This window comes from Bacillus sp. B1-b2 (genome assembly GCF_009183415.1).
Taxonomy (GTDB): Bacteria; Bacillota; Bacilli; order Bacillales; family Cytobacillaceae; genus Niallia.
The window spans coordinates 233,172-249,179 of record NZ_WEHU01000005.1 but is presented as its reverse complement, the minus strand read 5'-3'; the positions used below and the strand labels follow the sequence as shown (position 1 = coordinate 249,179).

The window sequence follows — 16,008 nt, the reverse complement described above, 5'->3', positions numbered from 1 at the left end:
ACGCACTAAAACAGACGAATAAGAAAATCAAAAAGTTGATACTAAGTCAACTTGAGCAGTGGATCTCTGGCCTTCCAAGCTATATCAAGTCTTATTTGCCGATTTCACTCTGCGAAAGTTGAGATATTGATTTAAATCAACCTTTAATTGATTAAGTGTGTAATGGTTTACTTGATAAAAAACAAAGTGACCATGTCGTTCACCTTTAATTAGATTCGCTTTTTCTAGAATCTTTAAGTGTTTAGAAATAGTGGATTTCGCTAAGTCAGTTAACAGTGTTAATTGTTGTGTACTATAAGAATGAAAATACAGTAGCTTCAATAGTTGTAAACGAGATTTATCCCCTAAAGCTGTAAGTGTATGAAGTAAGTCTTCTGGAACTGCATTTTCTACTGTTTCAACTGGAAATGGAACATGTAGATAAACCATAATTTCTGGTACTTCCATTCCAACTAAAAGATGTGGTGCAATAAAACTAGATGGATAAATGGTTAGCTTAGATAGTTCCCCGAAATGAAACGTCCATGTATCAGCTTTGAAAAACTTGATGGTTCTTCTATCAAGCTTAAATCTTGGATGAATAGAATTCATCGTCTGCAGGGGATCTTCTTTAAACTGTTTTTTTATTTCATGGACAGCCTTAATTAACCATGGCTCTACTCGAAATAACTCTCTCGCAAAATATTCCTGATGATAGGTGTATAAAAAATCACATAATTTATCTCGGTATTGTTTAGGCTTGGAGTGGATTTTCCTTTCATTCATACTTAACTCCTCATAAGTTAGCGTTGCTCTTTGTCCTAATAACAATATTAAAAACGTTTTTTCAGGGAGAAGTTTTATTTGTTCAATTGCTTCTTCCACGTGTTTTTCTTCATATTGCAACAAATCTTCTAAATCTAAGAAATTTAACCATTCATTAGTTACTTCTCCAAAGAGAACAACATCATTCCAAATCGAAGATAACATGTTACTTTTGGTTTTTTTCGCCCATTCAAGCCTCGTCAGGTGATGGGATGGATTAGTCAAAACATGTAAACTTGTCATCATTTCTCTAAATGGAGAGTATATGAAGCGTACATGCTTTGCTAACCATTGATTTACATTATCCATTTCAATACTTCCTTTTTAAATGATTCGTTATATGGCGAATCAAATTTATAATTTTGCAAAATTATTCAATATAATAAATATCATCAAGGTAATTGTCAACCATTTTTTGGATGTGTCTCGAAAAATATAATAGAAGAGGGAGAAATATTAATAGTAAGCTTAAAGAGAGGGGAGAAAAAGTATTTTATAGATAGAAAAAAGAACTCCCCACTTATGGAAGTTCCTTTAATCTTCTTAAAAAGGGTATAATGTTAGTCAATTATTATAACGCCAATATAGAGGTGCATTTTCTGCTAAAGTTCCAATAACTTCTCCACCTTCTTTTCTCCAGTACTCCATTCCACCTGTTAATTCTTTTACTCTAAAACCTAATTTAGATAATTTTGCACACGCTCTTGTTGCTCCATTACAGGCAGGTCCCCAACAATAGGCTACGATTACTTTTTCTTTTGGTAATGTATCTACTGTACTTTCAGATATTTTATTTCCAGGTAGTGAAATAGCTTGTGGAATATGGCATTCTTCATAGTCTTTTTCACTTCTAACATCAACAACAAGTAGACCTGGATATCCTTTTTTTAAATCAATTAGAAGATCTGCTACATCTGTTTCGAACGATAATTTCTTCATAAAGTGCTCGTATGCTGCTTCTGTATTACTTGGCTCGATGCTCAATGCTAATGAGAATTTTGGTTCTTTTTTCATAATAACTTCCTCCTTTATCTATGTTCTTGTTTAGTATAGCTTGAAAAAACATTACCGAAGCACGGAGTTATTGATGTATACTATCAGTATTATCGATAGAAAAGATGTGAAGGAAATGGAACTTGTATATTTCAAATCATTTATTCAGGTTGTTAAAAGCGGTAGCTATACAAAAGCTTCATATGTATTGGATTATGCACAATCAAGTATTACAACACATATACAAAAGCTTGAAGCTATATATGGAGGAACACAACTTCTAGAAAGACACGGAAAAACTATGAAGTTAACTCCAGCGGGAGAGACACTCTATAGCTATGCAGAGAAAATGCTAGCATTATATGAGGAATCTCATTTAAGCTTAAACAATCAAGAAATAAATACTGTAAAGATTGGTTCCATTGAATCTCTAGCCATTTTTATTTTGCCTAATATTATCGCAGAATTTAAGAAGAAATACCCTGATGTTAAAGTGCAAATCTTTCCATATACAGAAGCAACCATTTTGGAAAAAATTCATCGAAATGAACTTGATTTTGGTCTTATTATGGATAAACCCATTCATTCAGAAAGAATTCAAAGTTTATTATTAAAAAAACAAGAGATGAAAATTGTAGTTTATCCTGAACATCCTTTTACAAAGAAAAAATCAGTTACAATAGAAGATTTGGAAAAGGAGACCATTGTATTAACGGAGGAAGGATGTACATATAGAGCTTATTTATTAAAACAATTAGAGAAGAACTTCATTGACTATCGTTTATCAATGGAGCTAAGTAGCATAGAAACCATTAAAAGAGCTGTCCATAATAAATGGGGAATAGCGTTTCTCCCGACATTTAGTATAGAAGGAGATTCATCAGTAGTGGGAATCTCCTATAAGGATGATGATTTTCTTTTTTATAGTCAGCTGATAAACAGAAGAGGAAGAATCCAAAGTCAAAAACTTCAATATTTAATAGACCTTTTTGCTAAGAGAGAAATATATGGGTATATTCGCTAGTATTTTTCCATTAGAAAAAATAAAAGCAAAGAACGGAGATTTATTCTCTATTCTTTGCTAAATTTCCTATTTTGTGTTTTTAAAAAATGTTTTAACTCTCCTTTCTCTTGCTTACTTAACAATTTAAGCTTTCTTTCAAGTAATCCTCTCGCATATTCGTAGATTTCTAAATCCATTTCATTATTTTGTAGAATGAGTGAAATTACTTCTGCAGGTATTTCTCTCTTTGATAGTCTAGATTTTGTTATATTATGCTTTACGTACTCTATGTTCTCCCAATTAAAGGCTTTTTTTAATAAGAATAGAGATTCATCAAAACGTTCCGTTATTCCTACTATTTCAAATGCATCTATCCGTTTTTTAGCAATCTTCACATTCGGAACCATTGAATAGCCACATAAAAGTCCAGTTTGGTTGTTTTGAGCTTCAGAAGGTGTTTGTACGAATTCTTCAATAGTCATTTCTTTCATCCATTCATATCCTGGGTAATTACTTTCTTTTAAATAAAAGTATAAAGACAGAACTCGATCGACAGGATGACGTAACATGGTAAAATACTGAAATGATTTGTTGAAAAGTTCATGAACACCATAATAATGATGACCTGCAACTGCACGTATGAAAGCTTTTTGTTCTTGATTTAATTCAGATAAAGGAATTATTTGTCTATCATAGGTGTCATGATTGTGAAAGGCAGACTCTTGATATTGACGAATAAATATGGAATTTAGGGTAGTGCCTCCAGTCTTAGGGACATGTAAAAAAATAGTTAGGTCTTTATTATCATTCATAATATGAGCCTCCATATGGTATGAGAAAATGTTGATATAAGCTTTCTTACAATTATTTCTTTGAAATGTTGAAATCCTCTATATATTACTTATATTAAATGCGCGTTCTTGAAAAAAGTATGTGCTAAGTTACCTATTAAGCATATTTCTTTATTGTGTGAATGTGTTGGATTCTAGATCATGATCCATATGAGGACATGTATTAACCTTACCAAAAAGACATGTATGGGATGAAGAATTAAATATAGAAACATTAACAACAGAATTAGGGTCAGAGTAGATATTTTATTTAGGTTCTCTAATAAAACGAAAAGATATTTTAGCTGACTGACACTAATGAATATAGTGTTTGTTCTGTTATGCGATTTAACAAAAAATACTGATTTTCTTAAAGCAAATCTATTACATAATTTAAAAACATTTTATGGATACAACAATATCATCATTTGACAGAAAATGATTTTATAGATATCATATATCTATAAAATATTTGTTATTAGAAGTAGGTGGTTTATTTGAAGTTTTCTAGAGGAACAAATTATGCACTGCATACCATGTTACATCTAGCAAAAACATCTGATTATAATAAGCCTGTTGGAGTTCAACAATTATCTGAACAGCAATCTGTTTCATCAACCTATTTGTCTAAAATACTGACGAAATTAGTGAAAGAAGGATTAATTATTTCTGTTTCAGGTGCCAATGGTGGATACTCTTTACCACATAATTGGGAGTCCATTTCTTTTCTCGAAGTTATACATGCTATTGAAGGAAAAACCTCCTTATTTGATTGCCATTATAATCATGGACCTGGTTGTCCGATTGAGCAAGTTATGTCATCTGCAGAGAAGAAGATGGAAGATGAACTTATGCAAACTAAAATATCAGATCTAATAAAAGATAAAGATACTGCGTCTAAATAATGCAGTCTTTATTTTTATAAGTATTATAGATATAATCACTCTACAATAGATGTGAAAAGGGGATGTTTATGGAGAATCAATTATTTAACCAAGAATATTGGGAAAAAGCATGGAAAACTGACCCGAATACCTCGCTAAAGAGGATGAAAAAGGCTGGTTTAGATTCATTTGAATCAGAAGGATTTGCCACTTGGGCAAGAAATTTTGATGCTAGTTCATTTAATGCAGAAGGTGTAATGCGGACAGAACGAATTATAAAATGGATAGAGAATCAAATCCATTCCTTCAAAGGTTTAACAGTGTTAGATGTTGGAGCTGCATCTGGTGTATTTAGTATTCCTTTTTCAAAAAGAGGAGCGATAGTTAGTTCTTTAGAACCCTCAACTATTTTAAGCTCTTTATTGAAAGAGAACGCTAAAAATAGTTCCATTCATTTAGATATTATTAACCAACCATTCGAAGAATTTAATCCTTCTATTAACGTGGGATATGACTTTGTTTTTGCTTCCATGTGCCCAGCAATGACTGATTGGGATGCAGTAAAAAAAGCACTTAGCCTATCAAACAAGTACTTCTATGTCAGTCTTATGGCTGGTTCAAAAGAGAATCAATTAATAGAAGAATTGATGTCAGTCTTGGATATAAAAGGTGAAAACACTTCATCTGAAATGTTTTACTTGTTACAACTACTATATTTAAACAACTATAAGTATCAATCCTTAATTGAGAGACATCAAAAAACGATAAATATGAATGTAGACGAAGTTGTTAATAATTTGGAAACTTGGTTTATTGATTACAACATCACACTTAACGATGCACAAAAGTCTGAAGCAGTAAACTACTTAAACAGTACCTATAAAGAAAAAATACCTGTAACCACAGGAGGGAAATTTGGTAAAGTTCTCGTTTATCTATAAGGTAAAATAGAAAAACGAAACTATCTACCATTAATTAATACAGATGGATATTTATTATTTATGATTGTCTCATTATAGGTGTTTGTCCAGCTAAACTAAAAGCGGCATTAGTTGTAGAGAAATCTAGAAGAAAAGTGCTCATCTAAGATTCCAACAACCCTTGCAATGTAAGTACCCACGAGTGACGTGTTTATCTGACACGAACACCAAGCGAGTTGTTTACATGGATGTATTAAGTTACCCTAAAGTAGAACATAAAATAGGTAAAGTGACCGTCGTAGAAAAAGGATAAATATTTTTCTATAATCAAAAAAAATAGTCAAATGATTAGTTTCTTGACTAAACAATTTAATTTGGAATGACAATAAAAGCAAGATATTCTCTTGCTCAGCTTGTAGAAAAAGTATAGAAAGATCAAATAGAATTTTTATCCAGATGATTGGAGTGGAAGGGGTGAGACTCCTGTGGGATCAGCGAGACAGCTGAGACCCTGCAGGCCAAAGGCAGACCGCAGCTCAGCGCGAGCCCCATGGAAAGCGAACCCCTGTAACGGAAATCATCCCCATATTCAGTGGATTGATTATATATACTACTTTATATTCTCCCTCTATTACATTGAGGGGTTTCTCGACAGCTTGAGCAAGATATTCTCTTGCTTTTATTCTATATCTGTAACTATATATAATGAAAGCTCATTCCAATAACCTTTGTTACTTCTGTAATTTATCAACTAACCCGTTAGCTACATAGGAATGATTCTACAGTACTATTAAGAAAGCCTTCCTAATAAACAAGGAAATAAGAGATAGCTCTTATTTCAAGTGTTAATCCTTCTTAGGATGAAGAGAAGATGGTATGATAAAGTATTTACTTAGTCCTTTTTTTTCAAGTTTTTAGACGTTAATCTTTAGAAATAATATAAGCAATTTTTATTACAGCCTAAGAACTCCGAATGGAGATCTGTTTTTATATATTTATTTTAATAGGTTTTCTATGATTAAAAGAATAAATGGCAGTAAAACCTGCTGCTTTCGCCATACTTATAGCTTCATTAAACCCAGAACCTGTTTGTAGTTTATCATGGGAATCAGAACCAATTGTCAATAAACTACCTCCTAACTTACGATAAAGCTTCAATACTTCAAGTGAAGGTAACGATTCATTTAATTTCGTTCTCCAACCAGAAGTATTAATTTCTAGTCCAATGTTTCGAGTAACTGCGATAGAAAGAATGGAAGAGATGATTTCTTGATATTTAGAAAAAGGATAATTACCAATTGTCAAATGGGCATAACGCTTCATTAAATCAAAATGTGCCAATACGTCAATATCTGCATGACTTACCAGTTTTTCAAGCTCTTTAAAATAATCTAGATAGATGTCCCTTTCTGGATAAGTGTTCATGTAGGTTCTTAAAGTCATTCCTTCTATGTTATGTACAGAACCAAGAATATAATCAAATGGAATAGAATTTAATGCCTCTTTGTATTGTTCTCTTAATAAATGTGGTTCACAGAGCTCAATTCCAAGCCTAATTTGTAGTTTTCCTACAAATTTTTTTCGGCAGGCATGTATATCAGCCATATATTTCTCCCAATTCATATGTCCAAAGGTTGGAGATGTCGAATTAACGGAAAAGTGTTCAGTGAAGCAAATTTCTTCAATCCCTTTATTGACGGCCGCTTCACAAATTTCTGCCATTTCTCCTTTAGAATCAAAGGAATGATTAGTATGGTGGTGAAAATCAATATACTTCATAAACCCTCCTTATAGTATTAGTGATTGATTATATGTCTTTATTGTAATAAAAAAAGGGATTCTTGAAAATAACAAGAATAAATCAGATTATTTTATCTTTAAACTTACTAAACAGGTAGGAATAATGTATAATGATAATAAATAAACGGTACGTATAATTGGGAGGCCAAATCAGATGATGGAGACGCTGAAACTGAACTGGAAAGAGGATAAATTGATCTTATCTATAGATTATCCTGAACCGTTCAAACAGAATGAAAGCTATCAAACAATCATAATTTGTCATGGATTAATAGGTAGTAGAATGGGAGTAGATCGACTATTTGTAAAAACAAGTCATGAATTAACTAAACAAGGATTTTTAGTTGTTCGATTCGATTATAAAGGCTGCGGGGAATCAAGTGGAGAATACGGAACAAATAGTTTAGATGATTTAATGGAACAAACAAGTAAAGTCATTGAATTTACACTACAAAACTTACCTGTGAAGGAATTAACCCTACTCGGTCATAGCTTAGGCGGTGCAGTGGCACTATTAACAGCAATTGAAGATAGTAGAGTGACTCGATTAATTCAATGGGCAGCAGTTGGTAAACCAGAAGAAGATATTAGCAAAATCTTTGGAGCAAGAAGAATGAAAGAATTACGAGAAAGTAACAGAGTAGATTTTTATGGTTATCATTTTTATCCAAGATATTTTCATTCTCTAGCTGAGTACGAACCTATCCAAGTATGCTCAAAATTTAAAGGTGATGTGTTTCTTGCACATGGAACAAATGATCAAGATATTCCGTACACTTATATAAATAAGTATAGAGAAAATTATCATAAGAGAGTGCAAGGATCTGTTCAAGACCTATTAATTGAGAATGCAGAACATACATTTTCTCAATCAGAGCATTTCCAACAGCTTATTACGGGAACTATCAATTGGTTAAAACAGAAAATCTATCATTATAAATAGGAATATGTAAGGTAAGGAGGGAATGAAACATTTCCTCCTTTTTGCACGTAAAGACTGTCTCATATAGTCATTATATTCGACCATCACTAGAATTACTTCCGTACTATATTTTTACTGTGCAATAAGCTATAATAAGTAGGAAGTGAAAAATATAGTATCTAGTCCTAATAGTAGATGTTATAATAAAGTAAAACACCATACTTATTCATATAATTTCGCAAGAAGTTGATACATAAAGGAGATAGAAAAATGTATGCATTTACTAGTCGTTTCGCAAATGTCGTTTTAAAAACCTTTGGTAGAACGCAAGTAATAAATAAAAACAAGCTTCCTAAAGATACTGGTTATGTAGTAGCTTGTTCACATGTTAGTTGGATTGATGTTGTCGCATTAGGAACCTCTTTACTTCCGAATGAAATTTATTTTATGGCAAAAAAAGAGCTTTTTAATAAGCCGAGTGCTGCAAAATTTTTACACAGCATTAATGCATTCCCAGTTGACCGAGAAAACCCAGGTCCAAGTAGTATTAAAACACCTGTAAAGCTATTGAAAGAAAACAAAATAGTAGGAATATTCCCAAGTGGTACTAGAACTTCTGAAGATGTGCCTCTAAAAAAGGGAGCAGCTACTATTGCTAATTTAGCTAAAGTTCCTATTGTACCTGCAGCATATAGTGGCCCTACTGATATTAAAGGACTACTAAAAGGGAAAAAAATCAGAGTTATTTTTGGAGATCCGATAACTTTAACAAATGAGGATGGAACAAGAAAAGACCCTAGCATGCTAACAGAAGAATTGAGTAATGTAATGGCTTCCTTACAAGACAGTTTAGTAAGAGGAGATTACAAATGATCAATCTACAAAATGTTAAGGATATATTGAATAGGTATCCTCTGCCGTTAGTAGATGAAATTCTTGAATTAAAAGAAGGAATAATGGCTGTCGGTGTAAAGCAAATTAATAAAGAAGACACCTTTGCAGTAGGACAAAATCCAAAGAACCCGATTATGCCAGGTGTGCTTATTATTGAAGCAATTGCTCAAGTAACCGCTGTTGCTATTCATTGTCGTGACAAACACCAAGATAAATTTGCTTTTCTAGCTGGTATTAATCATACTAAAATAAAAAAGCCCGTTTTTCCTGGTGATGAGCTTTGTATGGAAGTCTTTGTGGATAAAGTCAAAAGAGGCTTTGCAAAAGCAAGAGGGCGGGCAACGGTTAGTGGAGAGTTAATTTGTGAGGCAGAATTTTTATTTTCATTTCAATAAGAGAGAGTAAAAAGAGGACTTATATAAAAAGTCTTCTTTTTTTTGATAAGTAAATAATTCTACGCAACCAATTATATATTGGAAAAAATATAAAGTGATACCATATGAAATTAAGCTTAAAAATTACTGCTAACTATATCAACGTACATCATGAGAAAAATAGACAAAGTAAGAAAAGTGCAGTTGCAGCCTTGCACCATGTATACCACAAATAATAGAGAAGATGTTTTAAATAATTTTACGCGTTCAAATAAATGATACTTATTTAATATAGTTATTAAAATAAATAACAAAAACCTTTCAAATATTTCATAGATTACAAGACTATTTTCTAGTAAAAAGACATATATCTGTAAAGAGAAAGGGGATGAACCATGCAAACATCCAAAACACGTTCTATAATCCATTATTTAAATTCCACTATATTAGGCATCATCCTAATCTTTGTTTTTATTGCTATTATTACTACATCTATCTTTTCATTTAAATTAACTTCAGATAATATATCGAATTTACTTAAATCAGTTAACTCAACAGAACTTTATGCAGAACTATTTCACAGTGAAAATCACCTTTTTCCTAAATCAGAAGGAAAAGGCATATCACTTTCTAATTTATTTTTTCATTTAACAACCAATATTCGATTTGATGATACAAGGACATTATTAGGGAGAGAACTACCAGCTCTAACTTTTTTCCATACAGATATAGTGGTAGCAGAAGAAGGGACAACCATTGCAGATTTACCGTTTGAGTCTGCACCTACACAAGAAATGCTTGAAAATCCTCTTGAGGTAGATGAAGAAAAAGTTGAGCAACAGGAAGAACAGCCTACAAAAGAAGAAAATAAGCCAATAACAGTTCCAGAAAATAAATCAGTGCTTATTTATAATTCTCATAATTTAGAAGCATTTCTACCATTGTTGAAAAATACTAACAACTCTAATAGTCCTACAAGCTCAGATGAACGAGCAAATGTTGTAGGTTTAAGTAATAGGCTAACAGAACTACTTCAACAAGAAGGGATTGGTGTACAGTTAGATAAAACAAATATTAATCAAAAGTTGCTTGATCGAAATTGGAAATTTAATTCGTCATATACTGTTTCAAAAGAAGTAGTTGAAACAGCTCTTAATAGTAATAGTGAGCTTAAATACTTAATAGACATTCACCGTGATGCAGCAAGAAAAGAACAAACTACAGCAAATATAAATGGGGAAAATTATGCTAAACTTTATTTTATAGTAGGACAAGCGAATGAAAATTATGAAAAGAATCAGGAGTTTGCTACGAAATTACATGAAGAAATTCAGAAGAAATATCCAGGGATTTCTAGAGGCGTATTCCTAAAAGGAAAAGAACAAGGAAATGGTGTTTACAATCAAAACTATTCTGATAGAGCTATTCTTTTAGAAGTAGGTGGAGTGGATAATACGCAATCAGAATTAAACTTAAGCTTAGAAGCTTTTGCTGATGTTTATAGTAAAGTATATTGGGAAGAGAACCAGGCTACTCAACAATAATAAAAATACCTAGGAGTTAGTATCTCTCCTAGGTATTTTTTTCTTTAGCATATTGTTTATATCTTCTAAGTGAAGCCTCACTAGTAAGCTTAAAATGTTGCATTAATCGATCATCAGAATATCCTTTTGTTAATTTATCCAATATGGCGGCATTGCGAAGATTAACAGCAGATATTTTGCGTAAGTTAGCACGCCTCACTTCGTCCTTTATGGTCTCTTGAATGGCACGAACGGATAATGCCTTTGGCTTCTGCTTTTCATAATCATATTGAAATGAATAGCTAATATTATTGAATGCAACAAATAGTGGATCTTCTGAGTAATACCTTGGCCGAAATGCTTCTGGAATGGAAAAATAATAATCTCTGATATACTTCATTAGCTCTTTATTTAAGTGTAGAGTAAGCTTGCTGTTCTCTGTTTCTATTATTAATTCCTCTTGAGCAAGATTTACTTGGCTCATGGTAATTTGATGAATATCTACAGGTGTTAATCCGAATGTCCGAATAAGTGTGATAAAACTCCAATTTCTAGTTAGTAAGTAGTTACGAGCAGAAGCTCTTGTTACTTCAGGATCCTTCGATAGAACAGTATGTGTTAGTTTTTCAAACTCAGCCTCGGTAATAAAATCATCTTCTGTAAGTGCTCGTAACGGCGCTGCTTCTGCTAGCTTATGAATCTCATGAGCTCCAACACATTGATGATAAATCATTAATCTACTTAAAACAGTTGCTAATCTTCTAATGGTAGCTTGTGAAAGCTTTTTTTCTTTTAAGAACTGAAAATATAACCGTATATCTGCTTGTCTCAACGATTTGAGTGTATGTAAGGTTACATCTCCCTTATGTGTTTCCAACCAGGTGAAAAATTTCTTTAAATCAGATTCATATTGTTTCAGTGTTGATTTAGATCGACCGGATTCAATTAAGTTATCCTTAAAATCTAAAACATAGTCAGGTAAAGTAATGAGCATGATATATCACCCTTTAAGAATTATTAAAATCATTTGAAACTGATAACCTCTAAAGCTATTTTATCATAGGTTAATGATAAGAGAGGAAGGGGACTTCAAAATGATTCGAGCTAAAGTTGGTGAATCCACTTATACATTTAATAATGAGCTAGAACAATACTTTGCAAATATAAAAAGAAACATTATTGGTGACCAATTAACCTTTTCTACCCCGTATGGTCAACAGAAATTACTGTATGCAGATTGGACTGCAAGTGGTCGTTTATATAAGAATATTGAAGTGAAAATGAGTAATACATTAGGTCCTTATGTTGGTAATACTCATACGGAGTCCAATGTAACTGGGACTTATATGACAAAAGCTTACCATGAAGCGAAAGAAATAATAAAAAAGCATGTAAATGCAAATGAAAATGATATCATCCTCTTCGAAGGCTTTGGTATGACAGGAGCAGTTAATAAACTACAACGATTATTAGGGCTTAAAGATAGAAGAAAGGAACTAGAGCATAAAGCAGTAGTGTTCGTCACACATATGGAGCATCATTCAAATTATTTACCTTGGATAGAAACCAATGCAGAAGTTTGTATGATTCAACCAGATAGGTATGGTGATGTGGATGAAACAGAATTAATCAAGCTTATAGAGCTATATGCAGACCGAGAAATTAAAATCGGAGCATTTACAGCATGTTCTAATGTAACTGGTAGAAAAACAAATTATCATCAATTAGCTAAAATCATGCATCAGCATGGAGGACTTTGTTTTATAGATTTTGCAGCATCCGCTCCTTATGTTTCTATTAATATGCATCCAAATGAAAAAACGGAAGAACTAGATGCTATATTTTTTTCTCCACATAAATTTCTTGGAGGACCAGGAACAAGTGGTGTTTTAATAATGTCTAAGAATTTAATAGAATCTAGTGTTCCAGATATACCTGGGGGTGGGACAGTGGATTTTACTAATCCATGGGGAGATCTAATTTATAAAGAAGATATAGAAGAAAGAGAAGATGGTGGTACTCCTGGTTTCTTACAAGCAATCAAGATAGCTCTTTGTATTCAGCTCAAGGAAAAGATGGGAATAGAGAGAATACAAGCAAGAGAAAGAGAATTAATATCTTTAGTTATGACTGAATTAAGAAAAATGGAAGGCATAAACGTGTTTGAAGAAGCTAATAACGATCGTTTAGGTATTATCTCTTTTACCTGCAAGGAAATACATTATGATTTAGTTGTTCGGTTACTCAATGATCGGTTTGGCATACAAGTCAGAGGTGGTTGCTCCTGTGCAGGTCCATATGGTCATTATCTATTAGACATAACACATGAGAAATCTAAGAAATTGATAGATGAAATTAAAAATGGAGATTTTAGTCATAAACCTGGCTGGATAAGATTATCTCTTCATCCCACCATGAGTAATGAAGAAGCTTACTATATTCTATCTGCCATGAAGAAAATACTTTACTATCATAAGGAATGGAGTAAAGATTATCAATACGAGAATAGAAGCAGTACCTATAGACTCCATAAAAACATGAAAATAGATAGTTTATTTGGTTAAAATAGGAAACTTAAAGATAGTAAATTACGTCCTAATTAATACCATTCCCTTACTTCTAATAGTAAGGTTTTTCTTTTTAAGGAGGTATATCAATGAAAGAGGTTGTTTTTAGATGCACAGGTATTTCTGTTGTGCTATTAAGGACTGTTGATAATAGGGTGGAGACTTTACTTTTAAAAAGAGCTTCATCCATTTTTAATCATGCATGGTGCTACATTGGGGGAGGTATAGAAGAGGGAGAATCTGCAGTAGAAGCCGCACTTAGAGAAATAAAAGAAGAAACGGGTTTAATTCCTGAACAATTATACACTTCGAATAAATTAGAACAAATCTATAATCCTAAAGAGAACTATATTTATACGGCACCTGTATTTGTAGGATTTGTGCACGAAAACAGTGAAGTGAAAATAAATTCTGAACATAGGGAATTTTTGTGGTTACCTATATATAAGGCAATAGCAAAAGCAACCATACCAGGAGCTGATGAAATCCTGACTTTTATAGAAAAGCATTTTGTCCAAAGAAAGCCATTACCTTATTTATTAGTAAGAAAAGAGGGATAGTGTTTTGTATACGTATATCTACTTGGTTAGACACGGTGAATCACCAAAAAGTAAAATAAACGAAGAAAGAACAAGAGGTCTGACAGAACAAGGACTAAAGGATTCTAAAGCTCTAGCAGATTTCATGGAAAAATAAGAAATCGACCATATTATTTCGAGTCCTTATAATCGTGCTATTTTAACTGTACAAGAACTAGCTAATCGACTACAGAAGAAAATAATGATAGAAGAAGATTTGAAAGAGAGAGTATTTAGTATTGATAAAAACCAAATAACGGAAAGTAAATTAGTAGATTTACTAATTAGATCCTTTTCCGAGCCCACCTATTCCTTACAGGGGGCAGAAAGTAATCAGGAATGCCAGAATAGAGGAATACGGTCACTCATAAATATATTACATAAGTATAAGGGAGAAAAAATCGTTATTGCTAGCCATGGTATGATGATTACTTCTTTATTAAATTATTTTAATCCGATATTTGATTTAGATTTCTTACTAAAGATGAATAAACCAGCTGTATTTTCTGTTGAAGTTTAAGGAGAATATATTAATAGATATGCATGAAGTGTATGATAATAAACATAAAGAGAAATCTAGTTAATAATTAGAATTATATGTAAAGAATGAAATGATTTTATATCTGCATATTCACTTTGGAAATCTAATAGTTGAATGATAGAACGAACTAGGTTTTACAGATTTAACCTTTGTAGAAAATATTATTTTAATGGAAAAAAAGGAGTACTTTAATGGCAAATAATGCGGTTCATCCGAAAGTAGAAGCTTTTTTAAGTAAGGCAAAAAACTGGAAAGAAGAATATGTGAAATTAAGGAGTATTATCCTTGAATGTGATTTAGAGGAAGACTTTAAGTGGATGCATCCTTGTTACACTTTAAACGGGAAAAATGTAGTCCTTATACATGGATTTAAAGAATACTGTGCCATTCTGTTCATTAAAGGATCTTTGCTAAAAGATCCACACGGAATTCTTATTCAGCAAACGGATAATGTTCAAGCAGGGCGTCAGATTAGATTTAAAAATGTACAAGAAATCATAAATATAGAAGCCATGTTAAAAGAGTATATAGAAGAAGCAATAGAAGTGGAAAAGGCTGGATTAGTAGTTGAGTTTAAAAAAGATACAGAAAATACTATTCCTGAAGAGCTACAAACTAAATTTGAAGAGAACCCTGACTTTCAAGTTGCTTTTGAAGCCTTAACTCCTGGTAGACAGAGAGCTTATATTTTTCATTTTTCGCAGGCTAAACAAGCAAAAACGAGAATCTCTAGAATAGAAAAGAATATGGAAAATATCTTTGCTGGTAAAGGGTTTAATGAAAGATAAAGAAATGAGATATATTGAATTATCAGAAAAAAACAATAAAAGTTGATTGTTGTTTTTTTTAGATTATAATTTAAATGATTAATCAATCATTTAATAAGATTAATGGTTGTCTTTCTAGTTGGTTTAGTTAGTTGGATGATGAAAAAAATGCCTGATAATAAACAATACTTTATTGGTATGGCAATATTTATTATAGCCTATACCATATTAAGCTATATTACGGATCCTCTCCTGTTAATTGTAATGATGTTTTTTATCTCCATTGGAGAACTAATGTATGTTCCTGTCAATCAAAGTCTTTTGGCCGATTTAGTAAATGAACAGCATCGAAGTTCTTATTTAGCAGTTTATGGTTTTATAGGTCAGGGACAAATGATTTTAGCTGGTTTTGCGATAAGTATTAGTAGTTTGGTATCGTCTGTCGTAATGAGTTCTATTTTTCTCTTGTTAGGAGTAACTGGTATTATTCTAATGGGAGTGGTTGTTCGTGCAAATAGAAAGATTTCCACTTCTACGAAAGAAATAACCGCTGTTCCCTAATTAGGATTATTATTAGAATCGTCTTTTAATTTTAATAAACTATGCTA

18 protein-coding genes are annotated in these 16,008 nt (G+C 32.2%); 13 read left to right on the top strand and 5 right to left on the bottom strand.

Annotated features, from left to right (window positions below; genetic code table 11):
- Positions 1 to 84: 84 nt before the first annotated feature.
- Complete coding sequence (locus tag F9279_RS07230; RefSeq protein ID WP_152112114.1) at positions 85 to 1,113, bottom strand: ArsR/SmtB family transcription factor; 1,029 nt, start codon at positions 1,111 to 1,113, stop codon at positions 85 to 87.
- 255 nt (positions 1,114 to 1,368) lie between these two features.
- Positions 1,369 to 1,818 carry a rhodanese-like domain-containing protein gene (locus F9279_RS07225; RefSeq protein WP_152112113.1) on the bottom strand — a complete coding sequence of 150 codons (450 nt, stop codon included), beginning with the start codon at positions 1,816 to 1,818 and terminating at the stop codon, positions 1,369 to 1,371.
- 73 nt (positions 1,819 to 1,891) lie between these two features.
- On the opposite strand from F9279_RS07225, the gene F9279_RS07220 reads away from it, so the two are divergent.
- Positions 1,892 to 2,821 (top strand): LysR family transcriptional regulator, encoded by a 930-nt coding sequence (locus F9279_RS07220; protein WP_152112112.1) that lies wholly within the window; start codon positions 1,892 to 1,894, stop codon positions 2,819 to 2,821.
- 47 nt (positions 2,822 to 2,868) lie between these two features.
- On the opposite strand, the gene F9279_RS07215 is transcribed toward F9279_RS07220, so the two are convergent.
- Positions 2,869 to 3,612, bottom strand: coding sequence for a sulfotransferase family 2 domain-containing protein (locus tag F9279_RS07215; protein WP_193224500.1), 744 nt, complete (start codon positions 3,610 to 3,612; stop codon positions 2,869 to 2,871).
- A 515-nt stretch (positions 3,613 to 4,127) separates the two neighbouring features.
- Between F9279_RS07215 and F9279_RS07210 the strand changes: the two genes are divergently transcribed.
- Both F9279_RS07210 and F9279_RS07205 read left to right on the top strand, forming a co-directional pair.
- Entirely contained in the window at positions 4,128 to 4,535 is a 408-nt protein-coding gene (locus tag F9279_RS07210) for an Rrf2 family transcriptional regulator (protein ID WP_152112110.1), read from the top strand.
- Between the two features lie 68 nt (positions 4,536 to 4,603).
- On the top strand, positions 4,604 to 5,455 hold the full coding sequence (locus tag F9279_RS07205) for a class I SAM-dependent methyltransferase (RefSeq protein WP_152112109.1): 852 nt from the start codon (positions 4,604 to 4,606) through the stop codon (positions 5,453 to 5,455).
- Between the two features lie 966 nt (positions 5,456 to 6,421).
- Here F9279_RS07205 and F9279_RS07200 read toward each other — a convergent pair.
- Complete coding sequence (locus tag F9279_RS07200; protein ID WP_152112108.1) at positions 6,422 to 7,213, bottom strand: histidinol-phosphatase HisJ family protein; 792 nt, start codon at positions 7,211 to 7,213, stop codon at positions 6,422 to 6,424.
- Positions 7,214 to 7,388: 175 nt separating this feature from the next.
- Here F9279_RS07200 and F9279_RS07195 point away from each other — a divergent pair, with 175 nt between their 5' ends.
- The 4 genes from F9279_RS07195 to spoIIP all read left to right on the top strand — a co-directional run bounded on the left by F9279_RS07195 (position 7,389) and on the right by spoIIP (position 10,968).
- Positions 7,389 to 8,177, top strand: a complete 789-nt coding sequence (locus tag F9279_RS07195; protein ID WP_152112107.1) for an alpha/beta hydrolase family protein — start codon at positions 7,389 to 7,391, stop codon at positions 8,175 to 8,177.
- Between the two features lie 249 nt (positions 8,178 to 8,426).
- Positions 8,427 to 9,029: a lysophospholipid acyltransferase family protein gene (locus F9279_RS07190; protein WP_152112106.1), complete on the top strand. Its 603-nt coding sequence runs from the start codon at positions 8,427 to 8,429 to the stop codon at positions 9,027 to 9,029.
- Positions 9,026 to 9,445, top strand: coding sequence for a 3-hydroxyacyl-ACP dehydratase FabZ (fabZ, locus tag F9279_RS07185; protein WP_226793346.1), 420 nt, complete (start codon positions 9,026 to 9,028; stop codon positions 9,443 to 9,445). The genes F9279_RS07190 and fabZ overlap by 4 nt, the downstream gene beginning before the upstream one ends.
- A 374-nt stretch (positions 9,446 to 9,819) precedes the next feature.
- On the top strand, positions 9,820 to 10,968 hold the full coding sequence (gene spoIIP, locus F9279_RS07180) for a stage II sporulation protein P (protein ID WP_152112105.1): 1,149 nt from the start codon (positions 9,820 to 9,822) through the stop codon (positions 10,966 to 10,968).
- 28 nt (positions 10,969 to 10,996) lie between these two features.
- Here the strand turns inward: spoIIP and F9279_RS07175 are convergent, their stop codons facing one another.
- A complete protein-coding gene (locus F9279_RS07175) occupies positions 10,997 to 11,941 on the bottom strand; it encodes a tyrosine-type recombinase/integrase (RefSeq protein WP_152112104.1) in 945 nt (314 codons plus the stop codon).
- Between the two features lie 100 nt (positions 11,942 to 12,041).
- Here F9279_RS07175 and F9279_RS07170 point away from each other — a divergent pair, with 100 nt between their 5' ends.
- The 6 genes from F9279_RS07170 to F9279_RS07150 all read left to right on the top strand — a co-directional run bounded on the left by F9279_RS07170 (position 12,042) and on the right by F9279_RS07150 (position 15,961).
- The gene (locus tag F9279_RS07170) at positions 12,042 to 13,511 is read left to right on the top strand and encodes an aminotransferase class V-fold PLP-dependent enzyme (protein WP_152112103.1); all 1,470 of its coding nucleotides are present in this window, start codon (positions 12,042 to 12,044) and stop codon (positions 13,509 to 13,511) included.
- A 92-nt stretch (positions 13,512 to 13,603) separates the two neighbouring features.
- The gene (locus F9279_RS07165; protein WP_152112102.1) at positions 13,604 to 14,074 is read left to right on the top strand and encodes an NUDIX domain-containing protein; all 471 of its coding nucleotides are present in this window, start codon (positions 13,604 to 13,606) and stop codon (positions 14,072 to 14,074) included.
- A 4-nt stretch (positions 14,075 to 14,078) separates the two neighbouring features.
- Positions 14,079 to 14,210, top strand: coding sequence for a hypothetical protein (locus F9279_RS25935; protein ID WP_264298234.1), 132 nt, complete (start codon positions 14,079 to 14,081; stop codon positions 14,208 to 14,210).
- Between the two features lie 3 nt (positions 14,211 to 14,213).
- Positions 14,214 to 14,612 (top strand): histidine phosphatase family protein, encoded by a 399-nt coding sequence (locus tag F9279_RS07160; RefSeq protein ID WP_152112101.1) that lies wholly within the window; start codon positions 14,214 to 14,216, stop codon positions 14,610 to 14,612.
- A gap of 212 nt (positions 14,613 to 14,824) precedes the next feature.
- Positions 14,825 to 15,421: a YdeI/OmpD-associated family protein gene (locus F9279_RS07155; RefSeq protein ID WP_152112100.1), complete on the top strand. Its 597-nt coding sequence runs from the start codon at positions 14,825 to 14,827 to the stop codon at positions 15,419 to 15,421.
- A 102-nt stretch (positions 15,422 to 15,523) separates the two neighbouring features.
- Positions 15,524 to 15,961, top strand: coding sequence for an MFS transporter (locus tag F9279_RS07150; protein ID WP_152112099.1), 438 nt, complete (start codon positions 15,524 to 15,526; stop codon positions 15,959 to 15,961).
- Positions 15,962 to 16,008 lie beyond the last annotated feature (47 nt).

What these genes read in the sequence shown, in the direction of transcription:
- F9279_RS07230 (WP_152112114.1), bottom strand. Translation starts at nt 1,113, where the DNA reads ATGGATAATGTAAATCAATGGTTAGCAAAGCATGTACGCTTCATATAC.
- F9279_RS07225 (WP_152112113.1), bottom strand. Translation starts at nt 1,818, where the DNA reads ATGAAAAAAGAACCAAAATTCTCATTAGCATTGAGCATCGAGCCAAGT.
- F9279_RS07220 (WP_152112112.1), top strand. Translation starts at nt 1,892, where the DNA reads ATGTATACTATCAGTATTATCGATAGAAAAGATGTGAAGGAAATGGAA.
- F9279_RS07215 (WP_193224500.1), bottom strand. Translation starts at nt 3,612, where the DNA reads ATGAATGATAATAAAGACCTAACTATTTTTTTACATGTCCCTAAGACT.
- F9279_RS07205 (WP_152112109.1), top strand. Translation starts at nt 4,604, where the DNA reads ATGGAGAATCAATTATTTAACCAAGAATATTGGGAAAAAGCATGGAAA.
- F9279_RS07200 (WP_152112108.1), bottom strand. Translation starts at nt 7,213, where the DNA reads ATGAAGTATATTGATTTTCACCACCATACTAATCATTCCTTTGATTCT.
- F9279_RS07195 (WP_152112107.1), top strand. Translation starts at nt 7,389, where the DNA reads ATGATGGAGACGCTGAAACTGAACTGGAAAGAGGATAAATTGATCTTA.
- F9279_RS07190 (WP_152112106.1), top strand. Translation starts at nt 8,427, where the DNA reads ATGTATGCATTTACTAGTCGTTTCGCAAATGTCGTTTTAAAAACCTTT.
- fabZ (WP_226793346.1), top strand. Translation starts at nt 9,026, where the DNA reads ATGATCAATCTACAAAATGTTAAGGATATATTGAATAGGTATCCTCTG.
- spoIIP (WP_152112105.1), top strand. Translation starts at nt 9,820, where the DNA reads ATGCAAACATCCAAAACACGTTCTATAATCCATTATTTAAATTCCACT.
- F9279_RS07175 (WP_152112104.1), bottom strand. Translation starts at nt 11,941, where the DNA reads ATGCTCATTACTTTACCTGACTATGTTTTAGATTTTAAGGATAACTTA.
- F9279_RS07170 (WP_152112103.1), top strand. Translation starts at nt 12,042, where the DNA reads ATGATTCGAGCTAAAGTTGGTGAATCCACTTATACATTTAATAATGAG.
- F9279_RS07165 (WP_152112102.1), top strand. Translation starts at nt 13,604, where the DNA reads ATGAAAGAGGTTGTTTTTAGATGCACAGGTATTTCTGTTGTGCTATTA.
- F9279_RS07155 (WP_152112100.1), top strand. Translation starts at nt 14,825, where the DNA reads ATGGCAAATAATGCGGTTCATCCGAAAGTAGAAGCTTTTTTAAGTAAG.
- F9279_RS07150 (WP_152112099.1), top strand. Translation starts at nt 15,524, where the DNA reads ATGGTTGTCTTTCTAGTTGGTTTAGTTAGTTGGATGATGAAAAAAATG.